The 22,923-nt window shown below is 72.0% G+C and carries 20 protein-coding genes; 7 read left to right on the top strand and 13 right to left on the bottom strand.

The genetic code is table 11. The features are described from left to right. Position 1: 1 nt before the first annotated feature. Complete coding sequence (locus tag O7635_RS04190; RefSeq protein WP_278079086.1) at positions 2 to 937, top strand: YafY family protein; 936 nt, start codon at positions 2 to 4, stop codon at positions 935 to 937. Here O7635_RS04190 and O7635_RS04185 read toward each other — a convergent pair. From O7635_RS04185 to O7635_RS04160, 6 genes are read right to left on the bottom strand one after another with little or no spacing between them, the layout of a single operon-like run. Continuing rightward, positions 917 to 1,918, bottom strand: a complete 1,002-nt coding sequence (locus tag O7635_RS04185) for a glycosyl hydrolase (RefSeq protein WP_278079085.1) — start codon at positions 1,916 to 1,918, stop codon at positions 917 to 919. The genes O7635_RS04190 and O7635_RS04185 overlap by 21 nt on opposite strands. 42 nt (positions 1,919 to 1,960) lie before the next feature. Next, positions 1,961 to 3,535, bottom strand: a complete 1,575-nt coding sequence (locus O7635_RS04180) for a polysaccharide biosynthesis C-terminal domain-containing protein (RefSeq protein ID WP_278079084.1) — start codon at positions 3,533 to 3,535, stop codon at positions 1,961 to 1,963. After that, on the bottom strand, positions 3,532 to 4,404 hold the full coding sequence (locus O7635_RS04175) for a sulfotransferase (RefSeq protein WP_278079083.1): 873 nt from the start codon (positions 4,402 to 4,404) through the stop codon (positions 3,532 to 3,534). Before O7635_RS04175 ends, O7635_RS04180 begins: the two co-directional genes overlap by 4 nt. Further along, positions 4,401 to 5,660, bottom strand: a complete 1,260-nt coding sequence (locus O7635_RS04170; protein ID WP_278079082.1) for a hypothetical protein — start codon at positions 5,658 to 5,660, stop codon at positions 4,401 to 4,403. Before O7635_RS04170 ends, O7635_RS04175 begins: the two co-directional genes overlap by 4 nt. Beyond that, the gene (locus tag O7635_RS04165; protein WP_278079081.1) at positions 5,657 to 7,051 is read right to left on the bottom strand and encodes a hypothetical protein; all 1,395 of its coding nucleotides are present in this window, start codon (positions 7,049 to 7,051) and stop codon (positions 5,657 to 5,659) included. The genes O7635_RS04170 and O7635_RS04165 overlap by 4 nt, the downstream gene beginning before the upstream one ends. Further along, positions 7,029 to 8,882, bottom strand: a complete 1,854-nt coding sequence (locus O7635_RS04160) for a Wzz/FepE/Etk N-terminal domain-containing protein (RefSeq protein ID WP_278079080.1) — start codon at positions 8,880 to 8,882, stop codon at positions 7,029 to 7,031. The genes O7635_RS04165 and O7635_RS04160 overlap by 23 nt, the downstream gene beginning before the upstream one ends. Positions 8,883 to 9,067: 185 nt before the next feature. On the opposite strand from O7635_RS04160, the gene O7635_RS04155 reads away from it, so the two are divergent. Further along, positions 9,068 to 11,038 (top strand): hypothetical protein, encoded by a 1,971-nt coding sequence (locus O7635_RS04155; protein ID WP_278079079.1) that lies wholly within the window; start codon positions 9,068 to 9,070, stop codon positions 11,036 to 11,038. Positions 11,039 to 11,084: 46 nt separating this feature from the next. Here the strand turns inward: O7635_RS04155 and O7635_RS04150 are convergent, their stop codons facing one another. Further along, on the bottom strand, positions 11,085 to 11,549 hold the full coding sequence (locus O7635_RS04150; RefSeq protein ID WP_278079078.1) for an SRPBCC family protein: 465 nt from the start codon (positions 11,547 to 11,549) through the stop codon (positions 11,085 to 11,087). A 1-nt stretch (position 11,550) separates the two neighbouring features. Continuing rightward, positions 11,551 to 11,874: a metalloregulator ArsR/SmtB family transcription factor gene (locus O7635_RS04145; protein ID WP_278079077.1), complete on the bottom strand. Its 324-nt coding sequence runs from the start codon at positions 11,872 to 11,874 to the stop codon at positions 11,551 to 11,553. 97 nt (positions 11,875 to 11,971) lie between these two features. Between O7635_RS04145 and O7635_RS04140 the strand changes: the two genes are divergently transcribed. Continuing rightward, complete coding sequence (locus O7635_RS04140) at positions 11,972 to 12,520, top strand: YciI family protein (protein WP_278079076.1); 549 nt, start codon at positions 11,972 to 11,974, stop codon at positions 12,518 to 12,520. Between the two features lie 165 nt (positions 12,521 to 12,685). Continuing rightward, positions 12,686 to 12,946 (top strand): hypothetical protein, encoded by a 261-nt coding sequence (locus O7635_RS04135; protein ID WP_278079075.1) that lies wholly within the window; start codon positions 12,686 to 12,688, stop codon positions 12,944 to 12,946. A 4-nt stretch (positions 12,947 to 12,950) separates the two neighbouring features. Here O7635_RS04135 and O7635_RS04130 read toward each other — a convergent pair whose 3' ends face one another. Then, the gene (locus tag O7635_RS04130; RefSeq protein ID WP_278079074.1) at positions 12,951 to 13,979 is read right to left on the bottom strand and encodes a S66 peptidase family protein; all 1,029 of its coding nucleotides are present in this window, start codon (positions 13,977 to 13,979) and stop codon (positions 12,951 to 12,953) included. 143 nt (positions 13,980 to 14,122) lie between these two features. On the opposite strand from O7635_RS04130, the gene ppc reads away from it, so the two are divergent. Next, on the top strand, positions 14,123 to 16,915 hold the full coding sequence (gene ppc / locus O7635_RS04125) for a phosphoenolpyruvate carboxylase (protein WP_278079073.1): 2,793 nt from the start codon (positions 14,123 to 14,125) through the stop codon (positions 16,913 to 16,915). A 37-nt stretch (positions 16,916 to 16,952) separates the two neighbouring features. Beyond that, a complete protein-coding gene (locus tag O7635_RS04120; RefSeq protein WP_278079072.1) occupies positions 16,953 to 17,702 on the top strand; it encodes a hypothetical protein in 750 nt (249 codons plus the stop codon). Here the strand turns inward: O7635_RS04120 and O7635_RS04115 are convergent. From O7635_RS04115 to O7635_RS04100, 4 genes are read right to left on the bottom strand one after another with little or no spacing between them, the layout of a single operon-like run. Continuing rightward, the gene (locus tag O7635_RS04115) at positions 17,699 to 18,409 is read right to left on the bottom strand and encodes an ABC transporter permease (RefSeq protein WP_278079071.1); all 711 of its coding nucleotides are present in this window, start codon (positions 18,407 to 18,409) and stop codon (positions 17,699 to 17,701) included. The two genes, O7635_RS04120 and O7635_RS04115, sit on opposite strands and share 4 nt — an antisense overlap. Then, entirely contained in the window at positions 18,409 to 19,317 is a 909-nt protein-coding gene (locus O7635_RS04110) for an ABC transporter ATP-binding protein (protein WP_278079070.1), read from the bottom strand. Before O7635_RS04110 ends, O7635_RS04115 begins: the two co-directional genes overlap by 1 nt. Continuing rightward, the gene (locus O7635_RS04105) at positions 19,314 to 20,183 is read right to left on the bottom strand and encodes an ABC transporter permease subunit (protein ID WP_278079069.1); all 870 of its coding nucleotides are present in this window, start codon (positions 20,181 to 20,183) and stop codon (positions 19,314 to 19,316) included. Before O7635_RS04105 ends, O7635_RS04110 begins: the two co-directional genes overlap by 4 nt. Continuing rightward, a complete protein-coding gene (locus O7635_RS04100; protein ID WP_278079068.1) occupies positions 20,176 to 21,090 on the bottom strand; it encodes an ABC transporter ATP-binding protein in 915 nt (304 codons plus the stop codon). The genes O7635_RS04105 and O7635_RS04100 overlap by 8 nt, the downstream gene beginning before the upstream one ends. Positions 21,091 to 21,295: 205 nt before the next feature. On the opposite strand from O7635_RS04100, the gene cysC reads away from it, so the two are divergent. Continuing rightward, complete coding sequence (gene cysC, locus O7635_RS04095) at positions 21,296 to 22,798, top strand: adenylyl-sulfate kinase (RefSeq protein ID WP_278085364.1); 1,503 nt, start codon at positions 21,296 to 21,298, stop codon at positions 22,796 to 22,798. Positions 22,799 to 22,923: the final 125 nt, after the last annotated feature.

Genomic DNA, 22,923 nt, shown 5'->3' with positions numbered 1-22,923 from the left:
AGTGCGCGCGAGTCGACTGCTCTCCCTCCTCCTGCTGCTGCAGAATCGCGGCCGGCTGACGGCCGGCCAGCTCGCCGCCGAGCTCGAGGTATCCGTCCGCACCATCTACCGCGACGTCGAGGCGCTGCACGCCGCCGGCGTCCCGCTCTACGGCGAGGCCGGGCACGACGGCGGCTACCAGCTGCTCGACGGCTTCCGCACGCGGCTCACCGGCCTGACCGAGCCCGAGGCCGGGGCGCTCGCGCTGCACGCCCTGCCGGGCCCGGCCGCGGAGCTCGGCCTCTCGGCGCTGGTCGCCGCGTCGCGGCTCAAGCTGGAGGCCGCGCTGCCGGTCGCCCTGCGGGAGCGGGCCCAGGCGATCGCGCAGCGGTTCCACCTCGACGCGACCAACTGGTACACCGACGGCGATCCGTCACCGCACCTGTCGGCCGTGGCCGCCGCCGTCTGGGAGGAGCGTCGGATCACCATCCACTATCGAGGGTGGGAGCGCGACGTCGAGCGCACGGTCGACCCCTACGGCCTGGTGCTCAAAGGCGGCCGGTGGTACGTGGTGGCGGCCCGACCGGGCAGCGCACGGCCCGCGACGTACCGGGTCAACCAGATCGTCGCGTTGACCACCACGGACGAGCGGTTCGCCCGTCCGGCCGACTTCGACCTCGCCGCCCACTGGCAGGCGGGCGTCGCCGACTTCCGGGCGCGGCTGGTCACCGGGCACGCCACGATCCGCCTCTCCCCGGCCGGCCGCGCACGGTGGCCGGTCGACGACGCCGTCGAGGGCGAACACGGCTGGTGCACCGCGACCATCCCGATCGAGTCGGTCGACCACGCCCACGGCGAGCTGCTCCGGCTCGGCGTCGACGTCGAGGTGCTCGACCCGCCGGAGCTGCGCGAGCGCATGCGCCAGACCGCGAACCGCCTAGCCGCGCGGTACGCCTGACAGCTCGTCGGCCAGCTCGCGGAAGGCGGCGAAGGCGGGCTCGTCGTCCGAGATCTTGAAATGCAGCGTCGACGGGTTGTCGTTCGGGTCGGAGTCGAAGTAGGCGACCGCCCGGATCTGCGGGTTGGCCTTGAACACCCGGGTCGCATCGCGGATCCACTCCCTCCGCCGCTGCGATCCCCATTCCCGCGCCACCCCGAACTCACCGACGATGATCGGCTTGGGCCGCTGCGCTGCCCACTTCAGGAAGTTGCCCATGAGCTCGTCGAGCGGGCGGTAGTCGCTGCTCGCGTAGACGTCGACGCAGGTCCAGTCGACCTGGTCGTCACCGGGATAGAACAGCGGCGCGTCACCGCGGTCGAAGCCCTCGGCCGTCGGGCACCACACCCACGAGGCGTTGGTGGCGCCCTCCTGCGTGAAGATCCGGCGGACGTACTTCCACGCCGCGATGTAGTCCTCCGGCGACCACATGGTGGCCCGCAGGTTCGGCCGGTCCATCTCCCAGCGGAACCGCATCATCACCGGCCGCTTCGCCCGCGCGACCCGCTTGGCCTGGGCCCGGATCTGGTCGTCGTGCCGACCGTCCAGCATGGACCGCGTGTCGCCGGAGGCCCAGCTGACCATTACGATGCTGCCCCGCTTGACGTACTCCTTGTCGGTCTCGGTCCAGAACTTCTCGTCGAACGTCCGGTAGGTGTTGATGACGTCGAACCGGCGGCCGAGCGACTTCTCCACCTTGGCGACCGCGGCGCGCCGGCCGGCCTGTCCCCACACGTCGGGCTTGACCCAGGCGCCGACCCAGACCTTGTCCGTCGGCGGCTTCACCGGCCCGCTCTCGAACGGACCGGTCCGCGTCGCCACCCCGGCCGGATGCCGCTCGAAATCGGCCGACGGCGCGGGCGTCGGTGCGGTCGTGGTGCAGGCGGCCAGCACGGCCAGGACGGCGACGGACACAACGGCGGCGGGGATACGCGCGACCACGTTTCTCCTCTTTCGTCGGACGGACCGTAAACCCGGGGCGCATCAACGCTTCCGGCGCAGCGACTTCAAGGCGTCCAACGCGAGCGGCCGGCGCAGGAGGCGGACGCCGGCCAGATACATGGCCGCGGCGACCGTGAGCGCGGTCACGGTCGCGCCCGCGCCGCCACCGAGCACGGCGCCGACGACCTGCGGCGCGACGCCGAAGCTGAGCACCGTGACGGCCGCCGCCGACAGCCAGCCCGCGCCGAACGGGTGGAGCCGCAGGCCGAGCCCGACCTGGGCGAGCGGCAGCACGTTGTTGGCGACCACGGCGGCAGCCAGTCCGATCGCGGCGCCGAGGGCGCCCAGCCGCGGAATCAGCGCGAGATCCAGGGCGATCGTCAGCCCCAGCGCGACCAGCACGTTGCCGAGGTTCCACGAGGTGCGGCCGGCCATCGACAGCACGATGTCGACCATCCCGCAGCCGGTGGCGACCAGCATCGCGGCGGCCAGCACCACCACGATCGGGGCGCCCTCGCGAAAGGCGGTGCCGAAGATGCCCAGGTACGCCGGCGCGTACGTCATCACCAGCAGATAGAGCGGCCAGGTGAGCAGCATCAGCCAGCCGGTCGCGGTCTGGTAGAGGGTGTTGGCGGCCGGGCGGTCCTTGACCGCGAGCGCCTCGGCCAGCCGCGGCTGCACCGCCTGCGAGATGCCCTGGTTGGCGAACTGGCCCAGCACCACGAACCGCCCGGCGACCGCGTAGAGCCCGGCGGCCCCGAGGCCGGCCAGCGCGGCGACCAGCAGCACGTCGACCCGCTGCAGGGCGAGTTGGGCCACCGAGGCGACCGAGCGCGGCCCGGTGAACCGCCAGAACGCGCGCCGCATGCTGGCCCGGTGCGAGCGCTTCACCCGGGTCGGCGTGATGTCGGCCATCGTCCGCGTGTGCGCCCGGTGCAGCGCGTAGGCGGCCAGCAGCGCGGTGGGCACGTAGGGCAGGGCCCAGGCGAGCGCGAACAGGCTCGGGGTCGCGGTGCCGCTGACCGCCACCGCCGCCACGCCGACGGTCTGCAGGCCGGGCCGGACCAGCTTGTCCAGCAGCACGGTCGGCCGGATCAGCCGGTAGCCGCGGGTGGCCGCGAGCAGCGTGTCGGAGAGCACGGCCAGCGGCACGAACGCAGCGAGCAGCCGCAGTTGGGTGACCAGCTCGGCGTGCACCGCCGGCGGCGCCTCGCCGGCGGTCGCGTGGGCCAGCTCCGGCGCCGCCACGTAGAGCGCCACACCGACGGCGGCGGCCGCGCAGACCACCGGGGCGAACGCGGTGCGCAGGCAGGCGCCGAGCAGGAAGCCGTGCCCGCGGGCGCGCAGCCGGGCCGGCCAGTAGACCAGCCCGGTCTGGGTGCCGAGCTTCGCCAGGGTCGAGGTGAGCACGAAGGCGGCGGTGGCGGCGAAGAACGCGCCCGCGTGCTCGGGCCCGAGCCGGTGCGCGACCAGCCAGGTGACCGCGAGCCCGGCGAGCCCGGCCACCCCCGCGCCGAGGATGCCCGCGACACCGCCCCGCGCGACACCGCCGATCGCCTTCTTCGTCGCCGCCGCGCCGGGCGGCGACTCGATGACAAGTGTGGGCGGCGCCGTCATGCGCGCCAGACCGGTGGGCGGCCGAGCCACTCGGTCAGGCGGTCGTCGTACGCCGCGAAGTGTGCGGTCAGGTCGCGCCGGGTGCGTTCGTCCATTGCGGACTGCCGGGGCCGGGCGTTGTGCCGCTCGAACACGGGATAGCCGAGGTTCGGCAGCCCCAGGAAGGCGAGCACCTCGTCGTAGACCTCTTCCGGGGTCGCGAAGAACCGCTCGCTCTCCACCACCAGCATCCGGTCGCGGCCGATCCGGTTGGCCATCGCCGACAGGTAGGTCGCGTACTCGCCGCGGGCCCGGTAGGCGTGGTGCTGATGGGCGAAGCTGTACCAGGTGGGGTCCTGGACGAGCCGCTCCTCCTGCCCGTGCAGCCGCCCCGGCTCGAGCGCGAGCGCCCGGGCGAACGAGGGCTCCGCCTCGAAACCGCGGGCCAGCTCGTGGGCGTGCTGCGAGTAGGCCCGCTCGACCGGGTCGCGGACCAGCGTGACGAGCTTGACGCCGGGCAGGTCGCGGGCGATCCGGGCGACCGCGTGCGGGTGGTACATGTAGTAGGGGCTCGACTCGAACGTCTGCGCCGGCACGCCGTGGCGCTCGGTCACCTTGTCGGCGGTGCGCTGCAACGGAAAATGCCCGCGATACCAGGCCATTCCCCGCTGGTACGACGTGTCGAAGTAGTGCACGCCCTTGTGCAGCACGGCCTTGAGCACCACCGGGTGCGCGGCCAGCGCCCGGTAGAGCGAGGTGGTGCCGCACCGCTGGCCGCCGCAGATGAGGAACGACGGCAGCATCCGGGCCGGCGCGGTGATCCGGCCGTAGGACCGGGATCCGAAGTGGACGACCCGCTTGACCGGGGCCGGGACATGCGACGACTTCACCGGAACGCCTCCACACGGCGGACGAGGACGGGCAGCAGCCAGGTGCCGAGCACGCCGAGCCGGGCGCCGGCCTCGGCCTGCCGGTCGGCGAGGTAGCGGGCGGCCAGGTCGATCAGATAGAGCAGGGCGGTCAGCTCGGCGGCGGCGGCCGGCACGCCGAACGGCGCGAGCAGGAGCGGGGCCCGGGTGACCGTCCGCTCGACGGCGGCGGCCGCGTCGGGGTCGGTCTGGATCCGGCGCTGGAGCTCGTAGTGCAGCGCGTCGAAGCCGAGCGGCACGCCGAGGGTGAACCGTTCCCAGTCCCAGACCAGCAGGGAGCCGGCCAGCGGCGCCATGTTCCACGGCGACCAGTCGCCGTGCCAGGCCCCGTAGCGCAGGTCGGTGTCGCCGGCCCGGGCGGCCAGGTCGCGGGCGGCGGCGGCCAGCGCGGCCCCGTCGGACCGGTCGGTCACCCCGGCCAGCCGCTCGCGCAGCTCCGACCAGTAGGGGCTGGTGGACAGCCAGCCCTTCGAGGTGCCGCAGCACAGGGCGACCGCGCGCATCGCGGCCGCCAGCCGGTCGGCGGCCAACGGCGCCCGCGGCTGCCAGACCGGCAGCGCGCTCTGCACCAGCACCTGGTGGCCGCGCCACTCGCCGCTGTGCAGGACGCGCGGGATGGTGACGTCCTCGACCACCGCGTGCGCCAGCGCGTTGAGCGCCGCGGTCTCGGCCCGCACCAGCCGCCGGGTCAGCGGGCCGGTGCCGAGCTTGCCGAAGCCCACCGTCCGGCCGTCCCGGGAGATCAGCTGGAGCACCGGCTTGCGGTTGGCTCGCGCCGGTCCGATGTGGATGCTCAGCGCGACCTCGGCGCCCAGCACCCGGTGCAGGTAGCCGTCGATCGTCTCGGCCGGCGGCCCGTAGGCCCGGATCCGGTCGCGCAGCAACAGGCCGCTGGCGCCGCTGCGCAACGCGGTGACCACGGCGTCCCGCTTGAGCTTGGCGATCCGGCCCTGCGGCTCGGCGTAGCGGCGGACCGCGGCGGCGGCGATCCGGCGCGACCGGGCCGGCACCAGCAGCCGGGGCCGCCGCACGTCCGGCACGACCAGGTAGTCGGCCACCGGTGTGCCGGCGACCCGGCCGTCGGTGTCGTCACCTGGCGCGCCGTCGGTGAAGCAGGGCGGGGGATAGAGAAGGTCGAGCACCTCGCGCAGGTACGTGGCGCGCAGTGTGGCGTCCTGCGCGCGGAGGTGGGCCGGCGCCGTGGCAACGGGACTCAAGTGTCACTCCGCGGTGGGTCGGGACTGGGCTGCGATGCGTTGCGCCAGAGCAGCGCGTACGCGAGGAACATGAAGGCCAGCGGCGTGACCAGCGTGTTGTACCAGAACATCGCGGCGAACGAGCCGATCAGCGCGCAGCTGCCGGCGATGCCGACCGGGCTGCGGTCGCGCCGGAAACGCCAGATCCCGTAGCCGAAGAAGCCCAGGTAGCCCAGCGTGCCGATCAGCCCGTGGGCGAAGATCAGTTGCCAGAACTGGCCGTTGCCCCCGATCGTGAAGTTGCCGCACCGCTCGCAGTCGTGGCTCTCGCCCACGGCGATCGAGTTGCGGCCGCCGATGGTGACCCGGGTCGAGCCGAATCCGATCAGCGGCGACTCGGCCGCGCCGGTGACCGCCCGTTCGACGAGGTACGAGCGGACGCCGTTGGACTTGCCGTTGTCGAGCCGGGCGTCGACCACGTCGCCGAGCGGGGTGACCGCCAGGGCCGCACCGATGCCGGCGAGCGCGGCCAGCAGCACGCCGATCACCCAGATGCGGCCGGCCAGCGCGAGGCGGACGGCCGCGTAGACGGCGGCTATGCCCAGGCCGATCCAGAGCCCGCGGTTCAGCGAGATCACCACGGGGATGACCGAGACGGCGAGGCAGGCCACGGCCAGCACCTTGACGCGGCGGCGGTTGGCGGCCCCGAACACGGCCGCGCAGAACCACACCATCAGCAGGCAGAAGTTGTTGCCCCAGGTGTTGGTGTAGCCCCAGGGCGCCGCCGGCCGGGGCCGGTCGTCGCCGAGGATGTCGTGGATCTGGGCCGCGTACGGATGGACCAAACTGCGGATGAAGCCCTTGTCCCTGATGTGCTCGGGCAGCAGGAGCTCGATCGGCGAGGTGAACTCGAACGTGCCGGCGAAGACGCCGAGCAGCCCGCCGGCCACGGTGACCACGAACAGCCAGGCCAGTTGGCGGACCAGCCGGGCCAGCGGAAGCTCGCGCTCGCTGAGGTTGCCGGCGTAGAGGAGCAGCACGGTCAGCGCCGCGTACTCGCCGAGCCGGAACAGCACGCCCGGGATGCGTTCGATCCCGCGCTCGGGCACGGTGCCGGTCGGGTCGGCGCCCAGGACCACCACGCCGACGAGCAGCACGGCGAGGAAGACGACCCAGAACGCGAACCCGGGTGGCAGCCGCACGACGCGGCCGGAGGTGTAGGCCTTGACGAGGTACCAGGCCATCGGCACGGCGGCCAACGGGAAGATCAGCACACCGAGGCCGAGGGCCCACCACAGTGGATAGAGGACCAGGATGCCGGTCAGCGGCCAGGCCGGCAGCCAGGCCTCCGCGGTCAGCGGCCGCCACGCGCGGGCGGGGCGGCCGCGGTCACGAAGCGGTGTGCTGACCATTGTTGGCGGCGCGATCCATGTCGCGGAGGGTCTCGGAGTCGAGGCGGCGGAGCACCGCGGTGTCCGGGTCCTCCGTCTTGACGCGGGGCGAGCGGCGCGGCGACGTGGGCCGGCTGCGCAGGCCGGACAGGTTGACGCCCGCGACGCTCAGGTCGCCGGAGTCGTCCTCCTTGCTGGCCGGGCGGGCCCGTGGCAGGTCGCGTGGCCCGGCCCGGAGGACGTCGCCGGAGCTGTCGAGGTCGCGCAGGTCGTCGAAGTCCGGCGTGTCCTCGTCGTGGCTGAACTCGGCGTCGTCGTCGCCGAGCTCGGCGTGGCCGTCCGTGCTCGGCACGAGCCGGGGGATCACCACCGTGCCGAGCAGCGGGGTGCCGACCCGGGTGAGCTGCGCGACCGCGTCCAGGACCTCGGGGCGGCGGGTGCGCCGCAGCTCGACGGTGAGGATCGCGGCGTCGGCGAGGCGGGCCAGGCTCTGCGCGTCGGCGCTGGTGGCGGTGGACGGCGCGTCGATCACGATGTACCAGTCGCGGCGGCGGAGCTGGGCGAGCACCTGGCGGAGGGCCTGCGACTGGAGCAGGCCGCCGGCGCTGCCGGTGCCGCCGGTCGTGATGACCCGCAGCGACGGCACCCGGGGCGCCCGCTGCACGGCCGCGCGCAGCGGGACCTTGCCGGTCAGCACGTCACCGAGGCCCGGGGTGGCGCCGATGCCGAACAGCCGGGCCAGCGGCGCGGTCTCCACCAGGCTGTCGGGCAGGTGGGCGCCGAGCAGCACGACCTCGCTGCCGCTGCGGGCCATGGCGGCGGCCAGGTTCGCCGCGACCAGGGTGGAGGCCACCCCGCGGCTGGCCCCGGTGACCACCACGACGCGGTCCTCGGTGCGCAGGCTGGCCAGCACCTCGTTGCGCAGGCGGTTGAAGGTGCGGCCGCCGGCGGCGTACGGCTGGAAGATCTCGTCAAGCTGTGGCCCGCTGGCCACCGTCAGCTCGGCGAGCACCGGCATCCGCGAGGCCCGCTGCACGTCGGCGGCGGCCCGGACCCGGCGGTCGACCCGCTCCCGGACGACGGCGACGGAGAGCCCGAGCAGCAGGCCGAGCATCGCGCCGGTGGCCAGGTTGAGCTTCTTGTTGGGCTTGGTCGGCGCGCTGGGCAGCTGCGCGTCACTGATGATCTTGCCAGCGCTGACCGTCTCGGTGGTCAGGTCGTTGAGCTTGCCGCTCAGCGAGTTGAGCTGGCTCTGGTTGGTGCTGCGCTGGCTCTCCAGGCTCGGCCGCGACGCGGCGCTCTCCGGCAGGTCGGCGAGCTTCGTGTTGATCTGCGCGAGGTTGGTGTTGAGCTGCTTGACCTTGCTCGTCAGGGCCGCGATCTGGGCGTCGATGCCGGCCTGCGCGCTGGCCTCGCGGTTGCGCAGGTACGCCTCGGCGAACGCGTGCGAGCCCGCCTGGGCCTGGGCCGGGTCCGGCGCCTTGTAGGTGATCTCCAGGACGGCGGTGTTCGGCGGCACGGTGACCGAGACGCCCTTGGCCAGTACGCCCGGCGCGTCACCGGAGCGGAGCAGGTCGGCCGCGCCGACCGCGATCTGCGTCGAGCCGACGAGCTGGGCCTCGGTGTCGAGGTTGATGTCGCCCTTGGTCCGGCCGCCGGCCACGTTGGTGTCCTGGCCGGCCGGCTGCACGAGAACCGAGGTGACCGACTCGTAGGTCTTCGGCATGACCTGGGTCGCGGCGAAGGCGGCGCCGATGCCGAGCGCGCACCCCAGCACAACCAGCCACCACTGCCTGCGGAACAGGCCGAGGTAGTCGGAGAGGTCGGGCGCGGTGGGGCCGGTGGTTTCCACGGGTGGTTCAACGGCCGGGCGGGGTTTCGCGTAACTCGCCCGTGGGGGGACGAACCGTACATTCAGCTGGGCTCGCCGTCACCCAGAAAAACGGCTAATGCTCCCAAGTAGCTGATTTTGGATAAAGTCGGTCAAGAGCACCATCAGCCACGCCGGTACACAGGCGTCACGATGGAGGGGACCTGATGGCCAGACCACTCGCAGTACGCACCGCGGTCGCGGCCGGGCTGACCGGTGTCGCGATCCTGCTGGGTGTCGTGGGGGGCGCCCTCGGGTCCAATCCCGACCTCCATCTGGCCGCCAGCGCCGACGGCTACGCGACCACCGCCGGGGTCGGTCCCCACGGTGGCCGCATGCAGTTGGTGGCCGGTGGTCTCGGTGGCGGGGCCGCCGTGACCTACCTCAAGTTCGACGTCGACAGCCGGCGTGCCGCGCGCAAACCGGCGCGGGCCGAGATCACCTTGACCCGGCGGGCCGGCGCGCTGCCGCCCTTGCTGGAGCTGAGCCAGGTGCCCGGGACGTCGTGGCTGGAGGACAGGCTCGACCGGCGGTCGGCGCCGCGGCTGGGTTCGGTGATCGCCAGCGCCCGCCCCGGACGGTCCGACCGCGCGGTGACGTTCGACGTGTCCAAGGCGATCAAGGGCCGAGGGACGTACGCGTTCGCGGTGACCGCGCCGGGCGGTGGGCTCGCCGACTTCTTCGACGCGGACGGGGTGAGCCAGGACCGCGGGCGGGTCGAGCCGCGGCTGCGGGTGTCGTGGCAGGACGCGGTGCGGCCGTGGGTCGGTGGCGGCGGGCTGCCGGGCGGCGTCCAGCTGCCGGACATTCCGGTGCCGAGCTTCCCGCGGCCGAGCCTGCCGTCGTTGCCGGATGTGCCGCTGCCGCCGAACCCGCCGGACCTGCCCGACCTGCCGGGGCTGCCGGATCTCCCTGGGGTGCCGGACGTTCCCGATCTGCCGGATCTCCCTGATCTGCCGGGAGATCCCGACGAGCCGGACGAGCCCGATCCGACGCCCACCACGGACCCGACGACGCCCGCGCCGACGACGTCGCCGACCGCCGGCCCGACGGTGGGCCCGACCGCGACGCCGACCGTTGGCCCGACGCCGACCGTGGACCCGACGCCGACCGTCGACCCGACCACGTCGCCGACCGCTGGGCCGACCGCGTCGCCGACGCCGACCACCAGTCCGTCGGATCCCGGCGATCCGCGGTGCACGCTCGGGGCGAAGCTCGTACCCACGTGTGGGGTGCTCTGGGGTGTGGCGCCCGGCGCGCACACGGACCAGCCGCGCGACCAGGCGTTGGCCGAGTTCGAGGCGGACACCGGGCGGACGCAGGCGATCTATCACGCGTACCACCGGGGGACCGAGCTCTTCCCGACGGCGATGGAGATGCGGATCGCGCGCGACCCGGCGAAGCCCCGGCTGCTCTTCCTTAACTGGAAGCCGACCGGCGCGAGCTGGGCGCAGATCGCCCGCGGTGACGAGGACACCGACGACTATCTCGACCGGCTGGCCGAGCACATCCGTGACACCTTCACCGAGCCGTTCTTCTTCACGGTGCACCACGAGCCGGAGAACGACGTGCGGGCCAGCAGCGGCTCGGGTTACACGGCCACGGACTACCGCAACATGTACCGGTACGTGATCAACCGGCTGCGGGCCCAGGGCGTGACCAACATCGTGTCGGTGATGGTGCACATGGCGTACATCCCATGGTTGACGAAGTCGTGGTGGGAGGACCTGTATCCCGGCGACGACGTGGTCGACTGGCTCGCCTGGGACGTCTACGCGCACAGCGAGCGCGGCGGTTACGGCTACGGCGACTTCGAGGAGATGATGAACCGCACCTCGAGCAGCGCGCCGAACTGGCCGGGCTTCTACAACTACGCGGCGGCGCGGCATCCCGACAAGCCGTTCATGCTCGCCGAGTGGGGCGTCTGGTATTCGTCGGGAAACCCGGGCCACCAGGCGGAGTTCTTCGACTCGGTCGCCAAGCAAATGTCGCTGTTCCCGCGGATGAAGGCGATGGTCTACTTCGACACCCCGGCGGACCAGAGCGGGAAGGACTCACGGGTGACGCGTACGTCCGGCGGTCTGGCCGCGTACCGGCGACTGGGTCTTGATCCGACCTTCCAGGTGGACCTGAAGTGATGTCGGCGGGTGCCCGGTCTTTCCTCCGGGCACCCCGTCGGCGGGTTCAGGAGAGCGTGGCCAGGTACGCGGCGAGCGCGTCGTAGGACTGGCCGGCGCCCTCGGACATGCCGGCCTCGACCATGCCGTCGCGCTCTTGCTTGGTGTCGAAGCGGGTGACGCTGGTGATGGTCGTCTTGCCGCCCTCTTCGGTCAGCTCCAGCGTCTCCTCGCAGATGTGGCCGGGCATGCCCTCGAACTCGAAGGTCTGCACGATCCGGTGCGGGACCTGGATGTCGCGGTATTCGCCGCGGAAGGCCCAGTCGCCGTCGGGTGCGTGCTCGACCATGCGGTAGCTGCCGCCGGGCCGGAAGTCGACCTCGCAGTCGAGCGGGTTGCCGCGACCCCACCAGTGCTTGAGGTGCTCGCACTTCGAGTGGGCCTCGAAAACCAGGGCGCGCGGGGCGTCGAACACCCGCACCATCTTGACCTCGAGGTCGGACGGCATGGTCACGGTCAGGTTCTCGGCCATCTCAGTTCTCCTTCTGGAGGCGTTTGAGGTATTCACCCAGTTCGTCGTAGCGCTCTTCCCAGAAGCGCTGGTAGGTGGTGACCCAGTCGGCCACCTCCCGCAGCGGCGCCGCGTCGAGCCGGCAGGGCCGCCACTGCGCTTCCTTGCCGCGAGTGATCAAGCCGGCCCGCTCGAGCACCTTCAGGTGCTTGGAGACGGCCTGCAGGCTGATCGGGAACGGCTCGGCGATCTCGTTGACCGTCGCCTCGCCCTCCGCGAGCCGGGCGAGTATCGCCCGCCGTGTCGGGTCGGCGAGAGCGCTGAACACCTCGCTCAACCGGTCCACCGCTCCGCCTTCCTCAACCACTCGGTTAATTAACTTATAGGTTGAATATGCTCCTTGGGGCGTGCCCGTGTCAAGCGGAACGGCCAAGATCTAGGCCATGGAGTTCCTCTGTTACCACCGTGACCGGCCGGGGTCTTTGCCGCTGCGCCTGGCGCTGGGTGAGGCTCACTGGTCCTACATGGACGAGTTCGCGGATCGGATGATCGCCCGGGGTCCGACGTTCGCGGCCGATGGCGAGACGCCGTCGGGCAGCGTGCACATCGTCGACCTGCCGGACGCGGCGGCGGCGCGGGCGTTCGCGTTCGACGAGCCGAACTATCAGGCGGGCGTCTATCGGGACGTGCTGCTCCGGCGCTGGCGCAACGTGCTGGGCCGCACGATGTGGGACTTCCCCGGCGATCGTGCGGCCGGTCAGCGCTACCTGGTGCTGGGTCTCGGGGAAGGGCCGGCCGTGGATCTCGCGCCGTCGGCGGGTGACGGTGATCTGGTCGCCTACGGGCCGCTGCTCTCGGACGACGGGGAGCGGTGGCTGGGGACGGCGGGGCTGGTTCGTGCGGACTCCGCTTCGGAGGCGGCCGCGTTGCTCACTGTCGACGCTTACGCCGGCGTCGAGGTCCACCTTTGGGATTTCGGCGGGCGCCGCTGAAATTGTCCGCAGTTTGCCTGCCGCGGGGCAGCGCGTTGGCGGGGCCGGAACTAGCGTCGCCGGCGCATTGACCGCAATAGAAACGGCCCCCTTACGGGGGCCGTCGGGCCAGGGCGACTAGACCCTGGCGGGGTAGGCCAAGTCTAGCGGATCCGAGGTGGAATGGTGTACCGCGTAATCGCGTACGTGGATGGTTTCAACCTGTACCACGGACCTCGCGCGCCGGCCATTCACGAGATTCGCCGGGTCGGCGGCGGGAAGCGGGTGATTGCCGCGTTCCCGCCGCGGCGACGATCGGACGCCCTGCGTCGGCTGGCCGACGGGTCATTCACGATCGGCGACGCGAAGCTGCGCCAGGCGCAACTTCCGTCGCGGGTCGGTCGGCCCAGCGGGCCGGCGCTGCGGCGCCCCGCCTACTGGGCTTGAGGTGTCAGTAGTGGACGGCGATGCGGCGGGCGTCCGGGTCGATGCGGGCCTCGCCGCCGTAGGGGAGGACCAGCTGCGGGTCGGTGTGGCCGATGTCCAGGTCGAGCACGACCAGGGCGCCCGGGGCGTATTCGCTGGCCGCGCGCAGGATCGAGGCTCGCTGGTCGTCGGCGTACGCCCGTTTCGCGTCCGGGGCCAGTTGGTTGTTGCGGTCCCAGCACTTCGCGCGGCCGACCAGGATCGCCGGGCAGTCGGTGAGCCAGCCGCGTTCGCCGAGGTTGCGCAGCATGTAGTAGACCTCCGTCGCCGACGGCATCTCTTCTGAGGTCTCCGTGAAGAAGATGGCGCCGGGCGGCGGAGGTGTCACCAGGTCCGCGGCGAGCAGCCAGGTCAGGACCTCGATGTTGCCGCCCCACAGGCGGCCGGTCACCGGGCCGGCGGCGGTGCCGTGCCAGCGCCAGCCCGCTGACGCGAACATCGGCTGGGGGACGTCGGCGTAGTCGGGCGTGTGCCACGAGACCGGCTCGTCCGAGTAGTCCGGCGACGGCGTCAGGTCGTGCCAACCCGAGCCGAACAGCGCCGCCGCGAGCGACTCGCGGGTCAGCGGGTGCATCGCGCCGGCCCGGCCGAAGTGCACCAGGATCGAGCCGCCGTGGTAGCCGACGATGCCGAGGCCGCTGAGGTAGTTGAGCAACGTGGTGTTGTCGGAGTAGCCCAGGAACGGCTTCGGGTTGGCGCGCAGCACCTTCGGGTCGAGGTGGCGCAGGATGCGCAGCTGGTCGTCGCCACCGATGGTGGCCAGGACCGCGTCGATCGACGGGTCGGCGAAGGCGGCCAGCACGTCGGCGGCGCGCTCGGCGGGTGACGCGCCGAGGACCCGGGTGGTCGGATATTCGACCGGCTCGAGCTTGAACTCGTCGCGCAGGCGGCGCAGGCCCAGCTCGTACACCTCGGGGAAGATCTGCGGCAGGCCCGCGGACGGGGAGATCACCGCGACGCGCGACCCAGGGCGAGGCTTGGGCGGGTATTCCATGCTGAGAGGCTAGCCAACCGCGCAAACGGGATTAATCACCCCACAGCCCCGGCCCACACTGCCCGCCGGCCCGGGCGACGCAGGTAGCATCATCAAGCACGGGACAGCGCTGTCCGCCCTGCACCGCCGTAAGGAGCGCACCCGTGTCCGACCCCGCCGGTCCGACCACCCCCGACGACCCCGACGCCGCCCTCCGCGCCGACATCCGCCGGCTGGGCACGCTGCTGGGGCACACGCTGGCCCGCCAGGAGGGCCGCCCGCTGCTCGACCTGGTCGAGGAGATCCGCGCCCTGGTCCGCAGTGACGCCGAGGCCGCCGCCGGCCGGTTGTCGTCGATGGACGTCACCACCGGCACCAAGCTGGCCCGCGCCTTCTCCACCTACTTCCACCTGGCCAACATCACCGAGCAGGTGCACCGCGCCCGGGAGCTGCGCCGCCAGCGGGCCACCCAGGGCGGCTGGCTCGACCAGGCGGCCAAGCTGATCGCCGAGCGTGGCGTGCCAGCCGAGGAGATCGCGGCCGCCGGCCGGCGGCTGGCGGTGCGGCCCGTGTTCACCGCGCACCCGACCGAGGCGGCCCGCCGCTCGATCTTGTCCAAGCTGCGCGGCATCGCCGACGAGCTCGACGCCGAGGCCGCCGAGAGCGTGCTCTACGGCGCGCCGCCGCACGCCGACGACCGCCGCCTCGCCGAGCTGCTCGACCTGCTCTGGCAGACCGACGAGCTGCGCCTCGACCGGCCGGACCCGACCGACGAGGCCCGCAACGCCATCTACTACCTGCGCGACCTCTACGCCGACGCCGCGCCGCAGGTGCTCGACGACCTGGCCGACACGCTGCGCCGGCTCGGCATCGAGACCTCACCGACGGCGCGCCCGCTGACCTTCGGCACCTGGATCGGCGGCGACCGTGACGGCAACCCGTTCGTCACCCCGGCGGTCACCCGGGACGTGCTGCTCATCCAGTACGAGCACGGCATCCAGGCCACCGAGCAGGCCCTCGACCACTTGATCAACGAGGTCTCGGTGTCGCGCCGGCTGCGCGGGGTCTCCCTGGACCTGTCCGCCAGCCTCGCCCGCGACCTCGACAACCTGCCCGAGGTCGCCGAGCGGTTCCGCCGGGTCAACGCCGAGGAGCCCTACCGGCTCAAGGCCCGCTGCGTGAAGGCGAAGCTCTCCAACACCCGGGCGCGGCTCGCCGCCGGCACCGCGCATGTGCCGGGTCGCGACTACCGCGGCTCGGTCGAGCTGATCGCCGATCTCGAGCTGATGCGTGCCTCGCTGGCCCGCAACGCCGGCCAGCTGACCGCCGTGGGCAAGCTCGCGAGCGCGATCCGCACCATGTCGGCGTTCGGCCTGCACCTGGCCACCATGGACATCCGCGAGCACGCGGAGGCCCACCACGCGGTGCTGGCGCAGCTCTACGGGCACGTCGGCGAGGTCACCGACTACCGCAACCTGCCTCGTGACGAGCGCACCAAGCTGCTGGCCACCGAGCTGTCCGGGCGGCGGCCGCTGGCCGCGGTCGGCACGGCCCTGACCGACGGCGCGCGCAAGACCTTCGACGTGTTCACCGCGATCCGCGAGGCGCAGAACCGGTTCGGCCCCGAGGTCATCGAGTCCTACATCATCTCGATGACGCTCGGCGTCGACGACGTGCTCGCCGCGGCCGTGCTGGCCCGCGAGGCCGGCCTGGTCGACGTGCACGGCAACCGCGCCGACATCGGGTTCGTGCCACTGCTGGAGACGCCGGCCGAGCTCAACGCCGGCGGCGAGCTGCTCGACGAGCTGCTGTCGCTGCCCGCCTACCGCGCCCTCGTGCGGGCCCGCGGTGACGTGCAGGAGGTCATGCTCGGCTACTCCGACTCCAACAAGGAAGCCGGCATCACCACCTCGCAGTGGTCGATCCACCGGGCCCAGCGCGCCCTCCGCGACGTCGCGGCCCGCCACGGCGTGCGCCTCACGCTGTTCCACGGTCGCGGCGGCACCGTCGGCCGGGGCGGCGGCCCGACCCACGAGGCGATCCTGGCCCAGCCCTACGGCACGCTCGACGGTTCGATCAAGGTCACCGAGCAGGGCGAGGTCATCTCCGACAAATACACGCTGCCCGCGCTGGCCCGCGAGAACCTCGAGCTGACCGTGGCAGCGGTGCTGCAGGCGACGCTGCTGCACACCGAGCCGCGCCAGCCGCAGGAGATGCTGTCGAAGTGGGACGACGCGATGGACGTGGTCTCCGCCACCGCCTTCGCGGCCTATCGTGGTCTCGTCGAAGACCCTGACCTGCCCGACTATTTCTGGGCCTCGACCCCGACCGAGCTGCTCGGCGCGCTCAACATCGGTTCGCGCCCGGCCAAGCGCCCCAACGCCAACGCCGGTCTCGGTGGGCTGCGGGCCATCCCGTGGGTGTTCGGCTGGACGCAGTCGCGGCAGATCGTGCCCGGCTGGTTCGGCGTCGGCTCGGGCCTGCAGGCCGCCCGCGCCGCCGGTCTCGCGCCGGTGCTCGAGGAGATGCACGGCGACTGGCACTTCTTCCGCACGTTCCTGTCCAACGTCGAGATGATGCTGACCAAGACCGACCTCACGATCTCCCGGCGGTACGTCGAGACGCTCGTCCCCGAGCCCCTGCGGCGGATCTTCGAGGTCATCGAGCAGGAGTACGAGCTGACGAAGCGCGAGGTGCTCGCGATCACCGGCTCGCCCGCGCTGCTGGAGAACAACGCGGTGCTGCAGCGCACGCTGGCCGTCCGGGACACCTATCTGGAGCCGCTGCACCACCTGCAGGTCGCCCTGCTGCGGCAGTACCGCGACTCCGGCGCCGCCGGCCGCGCGGTGGCGACGGCGCCCGGTGGGCGGCGGGCGCCGAGCGACGGTCAGGCCCTGGAGCGGGCGCTGCTGACCACGGTCAACGGCATCGCGGCCGGGATGCGCAACACCGGCTGATTGCCGGGAGGTGCGGCGGCCTGCGACCATCACCACCATGGCGGGGGTCGATGCGTTGCAGGGCGCCGGGGCCTGGCCCCGGGTGAAGCCGTGGCTGCGGTGGGCGCTGCTGGGCGGGTGGGTGCTGTGGGCGGTGACCGCCTGGTGGACTGCGCCCCGGGAGTCCACCGTCGAGCAGGCGATCGCCGACGCGCAGGCCGGTCGGATCGTCGCGCACCAGAGCGCCGAGACGATCGGTGACGCCAACCGGTCGTCGCTCTGGTTCACACCAGTCAGGCTCACCTCCGAGCAGCAAGGCGTGCTGACCGAGTTCGTAGTGTGGCGCACCGATTTCGGGCGGGTGCACTATGCGCAGGTGCTTCGCCTGGAACCCGAGAACGGGATGCCCCTCGACGGCAAGCCGCCGGAAGCCAGGCAGCTGGAGCAGGTGCTCGGGCTCGACGAGGGCACGACGATCCCATGGTTCCCACCAGTCTTGGCTGCGACCATCGCGCTCCTCTCTCTCGCCATCCTCATCCAGGGTCCCGCACCGAAGTTGGGCACGCGTTGGTTCTGGTTCTTCCTCGGCGGGCTCCCGTACGGAATCGGCATGTTGCTCTGGCTCCGTGCCGAACGCCCGTGGACCGAGCCCGAAGACCCGGCACCGGACAGAAAGACCGGCCAGCCGAAGCGGTACTCCGGGCTGACCGGTCTTGGCCTGCTGATCCTCGGTGGGATCGTCATCTCGATCGTGGTGGCGCTGCTACGCGCCCTGCCGGAATGGCTGATCCCCAGCGCGCTCCCTTAGCTGGTCTCGCCGGTCACCGAGAAGGAGCCCAGCTTCCGGATGGCCAGCACCAGGAACAGGACCGTCACCACGATGCTCATCACGATCGCTACGGTCACCGAGACGTTGCCGTTGAGCAGCGGGGAGGCGGACGCCTTGTCGGCGATGGCCAGCGCGTACTGCTGCACCGAGAGCACCCGCGTGCCGCTGACCAGGTTGGACAGCAGGCCCTCCCAGACGATCACGTAGACCAGGCCGAGCAGCACCGGCCGGCGGGAGACCAGGCTCAGCGCCACGAAGATCGTCGAGTAGAGGATCGCGCCCACCGTGGAGCCGACTACCAGGCCGAGACCCAACCGGGGACCGGAGGCCAGGGCGCCGACGATGTAGAACGGGACCGCCGCGGTCGCGGCCGTGACCCCGATCGCCACCAGCAGCTTCGGCAGCACGATCCGCCAGCGCGGGATCGGCTTCGAGAGGATGTGCGTGATCGTGCCGTCGTCGATCTCGGCGCCGAGCACGCCGGTGCCGACGATCAGTGCGACCACCGGCAGCAGGGTGGTGAACCCGAGCGCGACGATGACCGGCTGGGTCCACTCCTCGGGCGTCGCGCCGGCGAACCGGGGGATGAGCGCGATGCCCACCATCAGGATCGGCAGCGGCAGGAGCAGCAGGAACCGGCGCCGGCCGAGCAGGCCGCGCGTGGTGATCCAGGCGACCGTGGACATCAGGCCTCCACCAGGTAAGAGAACACGCTTTCCAGGGACTCGTCGGAGGGCAGGAGCCGGCGCACCCGGATGCCTTCCTTGAGTGCGATCCGGGGGAGTGCCCGGGTGAAGCTGCCGTAGTCGCCGGCCCGTACGGTCAGGCCGTCGCGGGTCAGGTCGACGCCGTTGACCGACGGCTGGTGCATGAGCGCCACCGCGAGCCGGCGGTCGTCGGTCGACTGCACGGCGAACACGTGCGGCCGGTTGGTCATCAACCGGCGGATCGTGCGGTAGTCACCGGAGGCGGCGAGCCGGCCCGAGACCATGACCTGCACCGTGCCGGAGAGCTGCTCGACCTCTTCGAGGATGTGCGAGCTGAACAGGATGGTTCGGCCGGCCTGGCCGAGCCGGTGCAGCAGGTCCATCATGTGCATCCGCTGCCGCGGGTCCATGCCGTTGAACGGCTCGTCGAGCAGCAGCACCTCGGGCTCGTGCACGAGCGCCGCCGCGACCCGGGTGCGCTGCCGCATGCCCTTGGAGTAGGTGCCGATCCGCCGGTCCTGGAACTCCGACATCTCGACCAGGTCGAGCGCCCGCGTGGCCGCCGCCTCCGGATCGCTCAGCCCGTGCAGCTTGGCGCTGACGAGCACGAACTCGTGCGCGGTGAGGTACGCGTGCACGGACTCGCGCTCGCTGACCAGGCCGAGCTTGCGGTAGACCTCCGGGTTGCGCCAGGTCGACTCGCCGTCGATGGTCAACGTGCCCCGCGACGGCGGGAGGAAGCCGGCCATCATGTGCAGGAGCGTGGTCTTGCCGGCGCCGTTGGGGCCGAGCAGCCCGGTCACACCCGGCCCGAGCGACATGGTGACGTCGTTGACGGCGACCACGTTGCCGTACCAGCGGGAAACGCCCGCGACTTCGAGAGTCATGACTTCGACACCTTCCGGTAGCGGCCGATCAGCAGGGTCACGCACAGGGCGATCAGGCCGAGCGTGACCAGGGCGTAGAGCGGTCCGAACGGGCCGATGTCCAGGTCCGGGTCGGCGTTGGTCGGCTCGAACAGCCAGTCGCCGACGCCGCCGACCAGGGTGGCCGGGTTGACGATCTGCGCGAGCTGGTGGGCCGTCTCCGACGGCACGGTGAACAGCACGCCCACGATCGGCACCGTCACGAGGAAGACGCCGACGATCGCCGCGGCCGCCACCGCCCGCCGCTTGAGCAGGGAGGCCACCAGGACCGCGATGCTGGCGAAGACGATCGCGTAGAGCGCGGTGTAGATGATTCCGAGCCCCGCGTCGGCGAGCTCGTTCACCACGTTGCCGAAGCCCTTCACCGAGAACGCCGCGCCGATGAAGATCAGGAGCTGGCCGCCGCCCCAGACCATGACGATGCCCGTGACCAGGGCGGCCAGCTTGGCCAGGCCGTAGTCCATCGGCCGCAGCGGCCGCGAGAAGTAGAGCGGCAGCACGCCGCTGTGCAGGTCGCGGGAGACCAGCTCGGGCGCGGCGATGGCCACGAAGAGCACCATCAGCGTGCTCAGGAACTGCGGCAGCTCCGAGTACTTCATGACGACCTCGCCGGTCTGCGCCCGGATCGCCATCATCACGATGCCGACGATCGCGACCACGCCGACGATCAGCCACGGGAAGATCTTCGCCTTGAAGTTGCGGCCGAGGCCGAACACGGTGCGCAGGCTCTGCGTGTAGAGCGCCAGGAAGACGTCGCGCCGGCCGAGCCGCTCACCCTCGTACCGCTGGTATCCGATGTCGTGGATGACACCCGCGGGGCTAGACATGCGCGGCCTCCCGGTCGGCGAAGAGCTCGGCCACCCGGTGGCGGCGCTGGTCGAGTCGGTGCAGCGGCAGATCGAGATCGGCCACGGCGGTCAGGATCCGGTCGTACGTCATGTCGTCCTCGAGCGGCACCAGCAGCGCGTGCCCGTCGTGGGTGACCGGCAGCCGCATCTCCAGCAGCCGCTGTTCGAGCTCCTTGCCGCCCTCGCTCACCTCGACGACCAGCACGTCGGTCGAGGTGGTCATCGCGGACACGTTGTCGGAGCGGAGCAGCCGGCCGCCGTCGATCGCGATCAGGTGGTCGCAGATCCGCTCGACCTCGCCGAGCAGGTGCGAGCAGACCACGACGGAGATGCCGAACTCGGTGCCGATCCGCTGGACGAGCGCGAGCATGGCGTCGCGGCCCGCCGGGTCGAGGCCGTTGGTCGGCTCGTCGAGGAGCAGGAGATCGGGATCGTGTACGAGCGCCTGGGCCAGCTTGACCCGCTGCTTCATGCCCGTCGAGTAGCCGCCCACCTGGCGGTAGCGCTCCTCGTAGAGGCCGACGTGGCGCAACGCCTCGGAGGCGCGCTCACGGGCCGTGGTCTTCGGCAGCCCGCTGATGCGGCCGAGGTGGGTCACCAGTTCGGCCGCGGACAGGTCGGGCGGCAGGGAGTCGTGCTCGGGCATGTAGCCGACCCGGGCCCGGACGCCCATGGGGTCGACGGTCGGATCCAGCCCGAGCACGTGCACCCGGCCGGAGGTCGGTGGGAGCAGCCCGAGCAGGATCTTGATCAGCGTGGACTTGCCCGCGCCGTTGGCGCCGACCAGCCCGATGATCCCCGGCTCGACGCTGACCGTCAGGTCGGACAGCGCGGTGACCCGGCCGCCGTACGTCTTGGTGAGCGACTCGGTCGCGATGAGTGTCACGCGGCTCAGCGTATGACTTAGCGTCACCACCGTGGATCCGGCGCACCCCCGATCTCGCCACTAGGGGGCCCGTTTCTCAGCGTCCTCTCAGCTCCGCGGCCATCTGAATCCCGGGGCGGGTCCGACTCGACCCTGCCCGTGCCGTACTGAGAGACTTGGGCGCGGATTGACCGAGGGGGTTCGATTGAGCGAGCGCGGGTGGCTGATGCCCGACGAGATGCTGCGTGACGCGCCGGCCTACAACCCCCGGCCGTCCGAGCTCGCCGACCTGGAGCTGCTGCTCTCGGGGGCCTACGCGCCGCTCACCGGTTTCCTCGGCCGCGCCGACCTGACCGCGCTGCAGCGCCGGGGCCGGCTCGCCGACGGGACGCCGTGGCCGCTGCCGGTGACCCTGGAGATCCCTGAGTCGCTCGCCCTGGGCTTGGAGCTGTCGGACCCGGCCGCGCGCTCGGTGGTGCTCACCGACCAGGAGGGCGCCCCCATCGCGGCGATCGAGGTCAACGACGTCTGGCCGTCGCGGGGTTCCCTCTACGGAGTCGGCGGCACGGTCCGGCAGATCGGCGACGGCCGGCACGGGCCGTTCCAGCGGTTGCGCCGCACGCCGGGCGAGGTGCGCGACCTGCTGCCGCCGGGCCGGGTGCTGGGTGTGGTCGCCGACCGTCCGTTGCATCGGCCGCAGTTGGCGCAGATCGCGCACGCGGCGCGCACGTTGGCGGCGCACCTGTTGGTCCTGATCCCCGTCGGCGATGCGGGCCCGGGCGGTCTGCCGCCGGAGGTGCTGGTCCGCACGGTGTTCGCGGCCCGCGACCGGATGCCGCCGGCGACGCTGGTCGCGGTGCCCCTGGTGCGGCGCGGCGACGAGATCCGGGACGCGCTGCTGCGGGCCCGGGTGGCGGCGGCCTACGGCGTGACCCACCTGCTGTCGACGGGCGAGATGTTGTCGGGCGGCGGGCCGCGGGTGCTGGTGCCGCGGGAGCTGGCCTACGACAACCGCGACGGGCAGTGGCGGTGGCGCGACGACATCCCGCCGCGTAATCGGCGGTTGGCGCTGACCAACGAGGAGATCGACGACCTCCTGGATCGTGGCTTTCCGCTGCCGGAGTGGCACACCCCGCCGGCGGTGGCGAAGGAGCTGGCGCGGGCGCGGCCGGCGCGGCGCCATCGGGGTCTGGTCGTGTTCTTGACTGGTCTTTCAGGGTCGGGGAAGTCGACGGTCGCGCGGGGGGTCGCTGATCACCTGCGGGAGACCGGGGACCGCACCGTGACCCTGCTCGACGGCGACGTGGTGCGGCGGGAGCTGTCGGCCGGTCTCGGGTTCTCCAAGGAGGACCGCGATCTCAACATCCGCCGGATCGGCTGGGTGGCGGCCGAGGTGGCGCGGCATCGGGGGATGGCGCTGTGCTGCCCGATCGCGCCTTACGCGGCGGCGCGGAAGACGGCTCGGGACATGGCCACGGCGGCGGGGGCCGGGTTCGTGCTGGTCCATGTCGCGACGCCGCTGGAGGTCTGCGAGCGCCGGGACCGCAAGGGCCTGTACGCGAAGGCGCGAGCCGGCTTGATCAAGGGCATGACGGGCATCGACGACCCGTACGAAACGCCGTTGGACGCGGAACTGACGATCGACACCAGCATCCTGAGCGTCGACGAAGCCGTAGGCGCGGTCCTCCATCACCTCACCGAGAGCGGCTGGGTCGAACCCCGGCATTGACGGTCTTGTCGCGGCGGCTTCGCTGCGAGAAGATCACCGGGCGCGTCGAGTTGGTGACGTCGGTGGCCCGTGTCAGAATTGTCCGAATCTTCCCGTGAGACGGAGCGTGGCGGTGGCTGGCGGAC

The organism is Asanoa sp. WMMD1127, from assembly GCF_029626225.1.
Lineage (GTDB): Bacteria > Actinomycetota > Actinomycetes > Mycobacteriales > Micromonosporaceae > Asanoa.
The sequence above is the reverse complement of the archived record's forward strand: the minus strand, read 5'-3'. Positions and strand labels throughout refer to the sequence as shown.

What these genes read in the sequence shown, in the direction of transcription:
- cysC (WP_278085364.1), top strand. Translation starts at nt 21,296, where the DNA reads ATGCCCGACGAGATGCTGCGTGACGCGCCGGCCTACAACCCCCGGCCG.
- O7635_RS04165 (WP_278079081.1), bottom strand. Translation starts at nt 7,051, where the DNA reads ATGGTCAGCACACCGCTTCGTGACCGCGGCCGCCCCGCCCGCGCGTGG.
- O7635_RS04140 (WP_278079076.1), top strand. Translation starts at nt 11,972, where the DNA reads ATGGAGTTCCTCTGTTACCACCGTGACCGGCCGGGGTCTTTGCCGCTG.
- O7635_RS04120 (WP_278079072.1), top strand. Translation starts at nt 16,953, where the DNA reads ATGGCGGGGGTCGATGCGTTGCAGGGCGCCGGGGCCTGGCCCCGGGTG.
- O7635_RS04110 (WP_278079070.1), bottom strand. Translation starts at nt 19,317, where the DNA reads ATGACTCTCGAAGTCGCGGGCGTTTCCCGCTGGTACGGCAACGTGGTC.
- O7635_RS04130 (WP_278079074.1), bottom strand. Translation starts at nt 13,979, where the DNA reads ATGGAATACCCGCCCAAGCCTCGCCCTGGGTCGCGCGTCGCGGTGATC.
- O7635_RS04180 (WP_278079084.1), bottom strand. Translation starts at nt 3,535, where the DNA reads ATGACGGCGCCGCCCACACTTGTCATCGAGTCGCCGCCCGGCGCGGCG.
- O7635_RS04155 (WP_278079079.1), top strand. Translation starts at nt 9,068, where the DNA reads ATGGCCAGACCACTCGCAGTACGCACCGCGGTCGCGGCCGGGCTGACC.
- O7635_RS04150 (WP_278079078.1), bottom strand. Translation starts at nt 11,549, where the DNA reads ATGGCCGAGAACCTGACCGTGACCATGCCGTCCGACCTCGAGGTCAAG.
- O7635_RS04105 (WP_278079069.1), bottom strand. Translation starts at nt 20,183, where the DNA reads ATGTCTAGCCCCGCGGGTGTCATCCACGACATCGGATACCAGCGGTAC.
- O7635_RS04115 (WP_278079071.1), bottom strand. Translation starts at nt 18,409, where the DNA reads ATGTCCACGGTCGCCTGGATCACCACGCGCGGCCTGCTCGGCCGGCGC.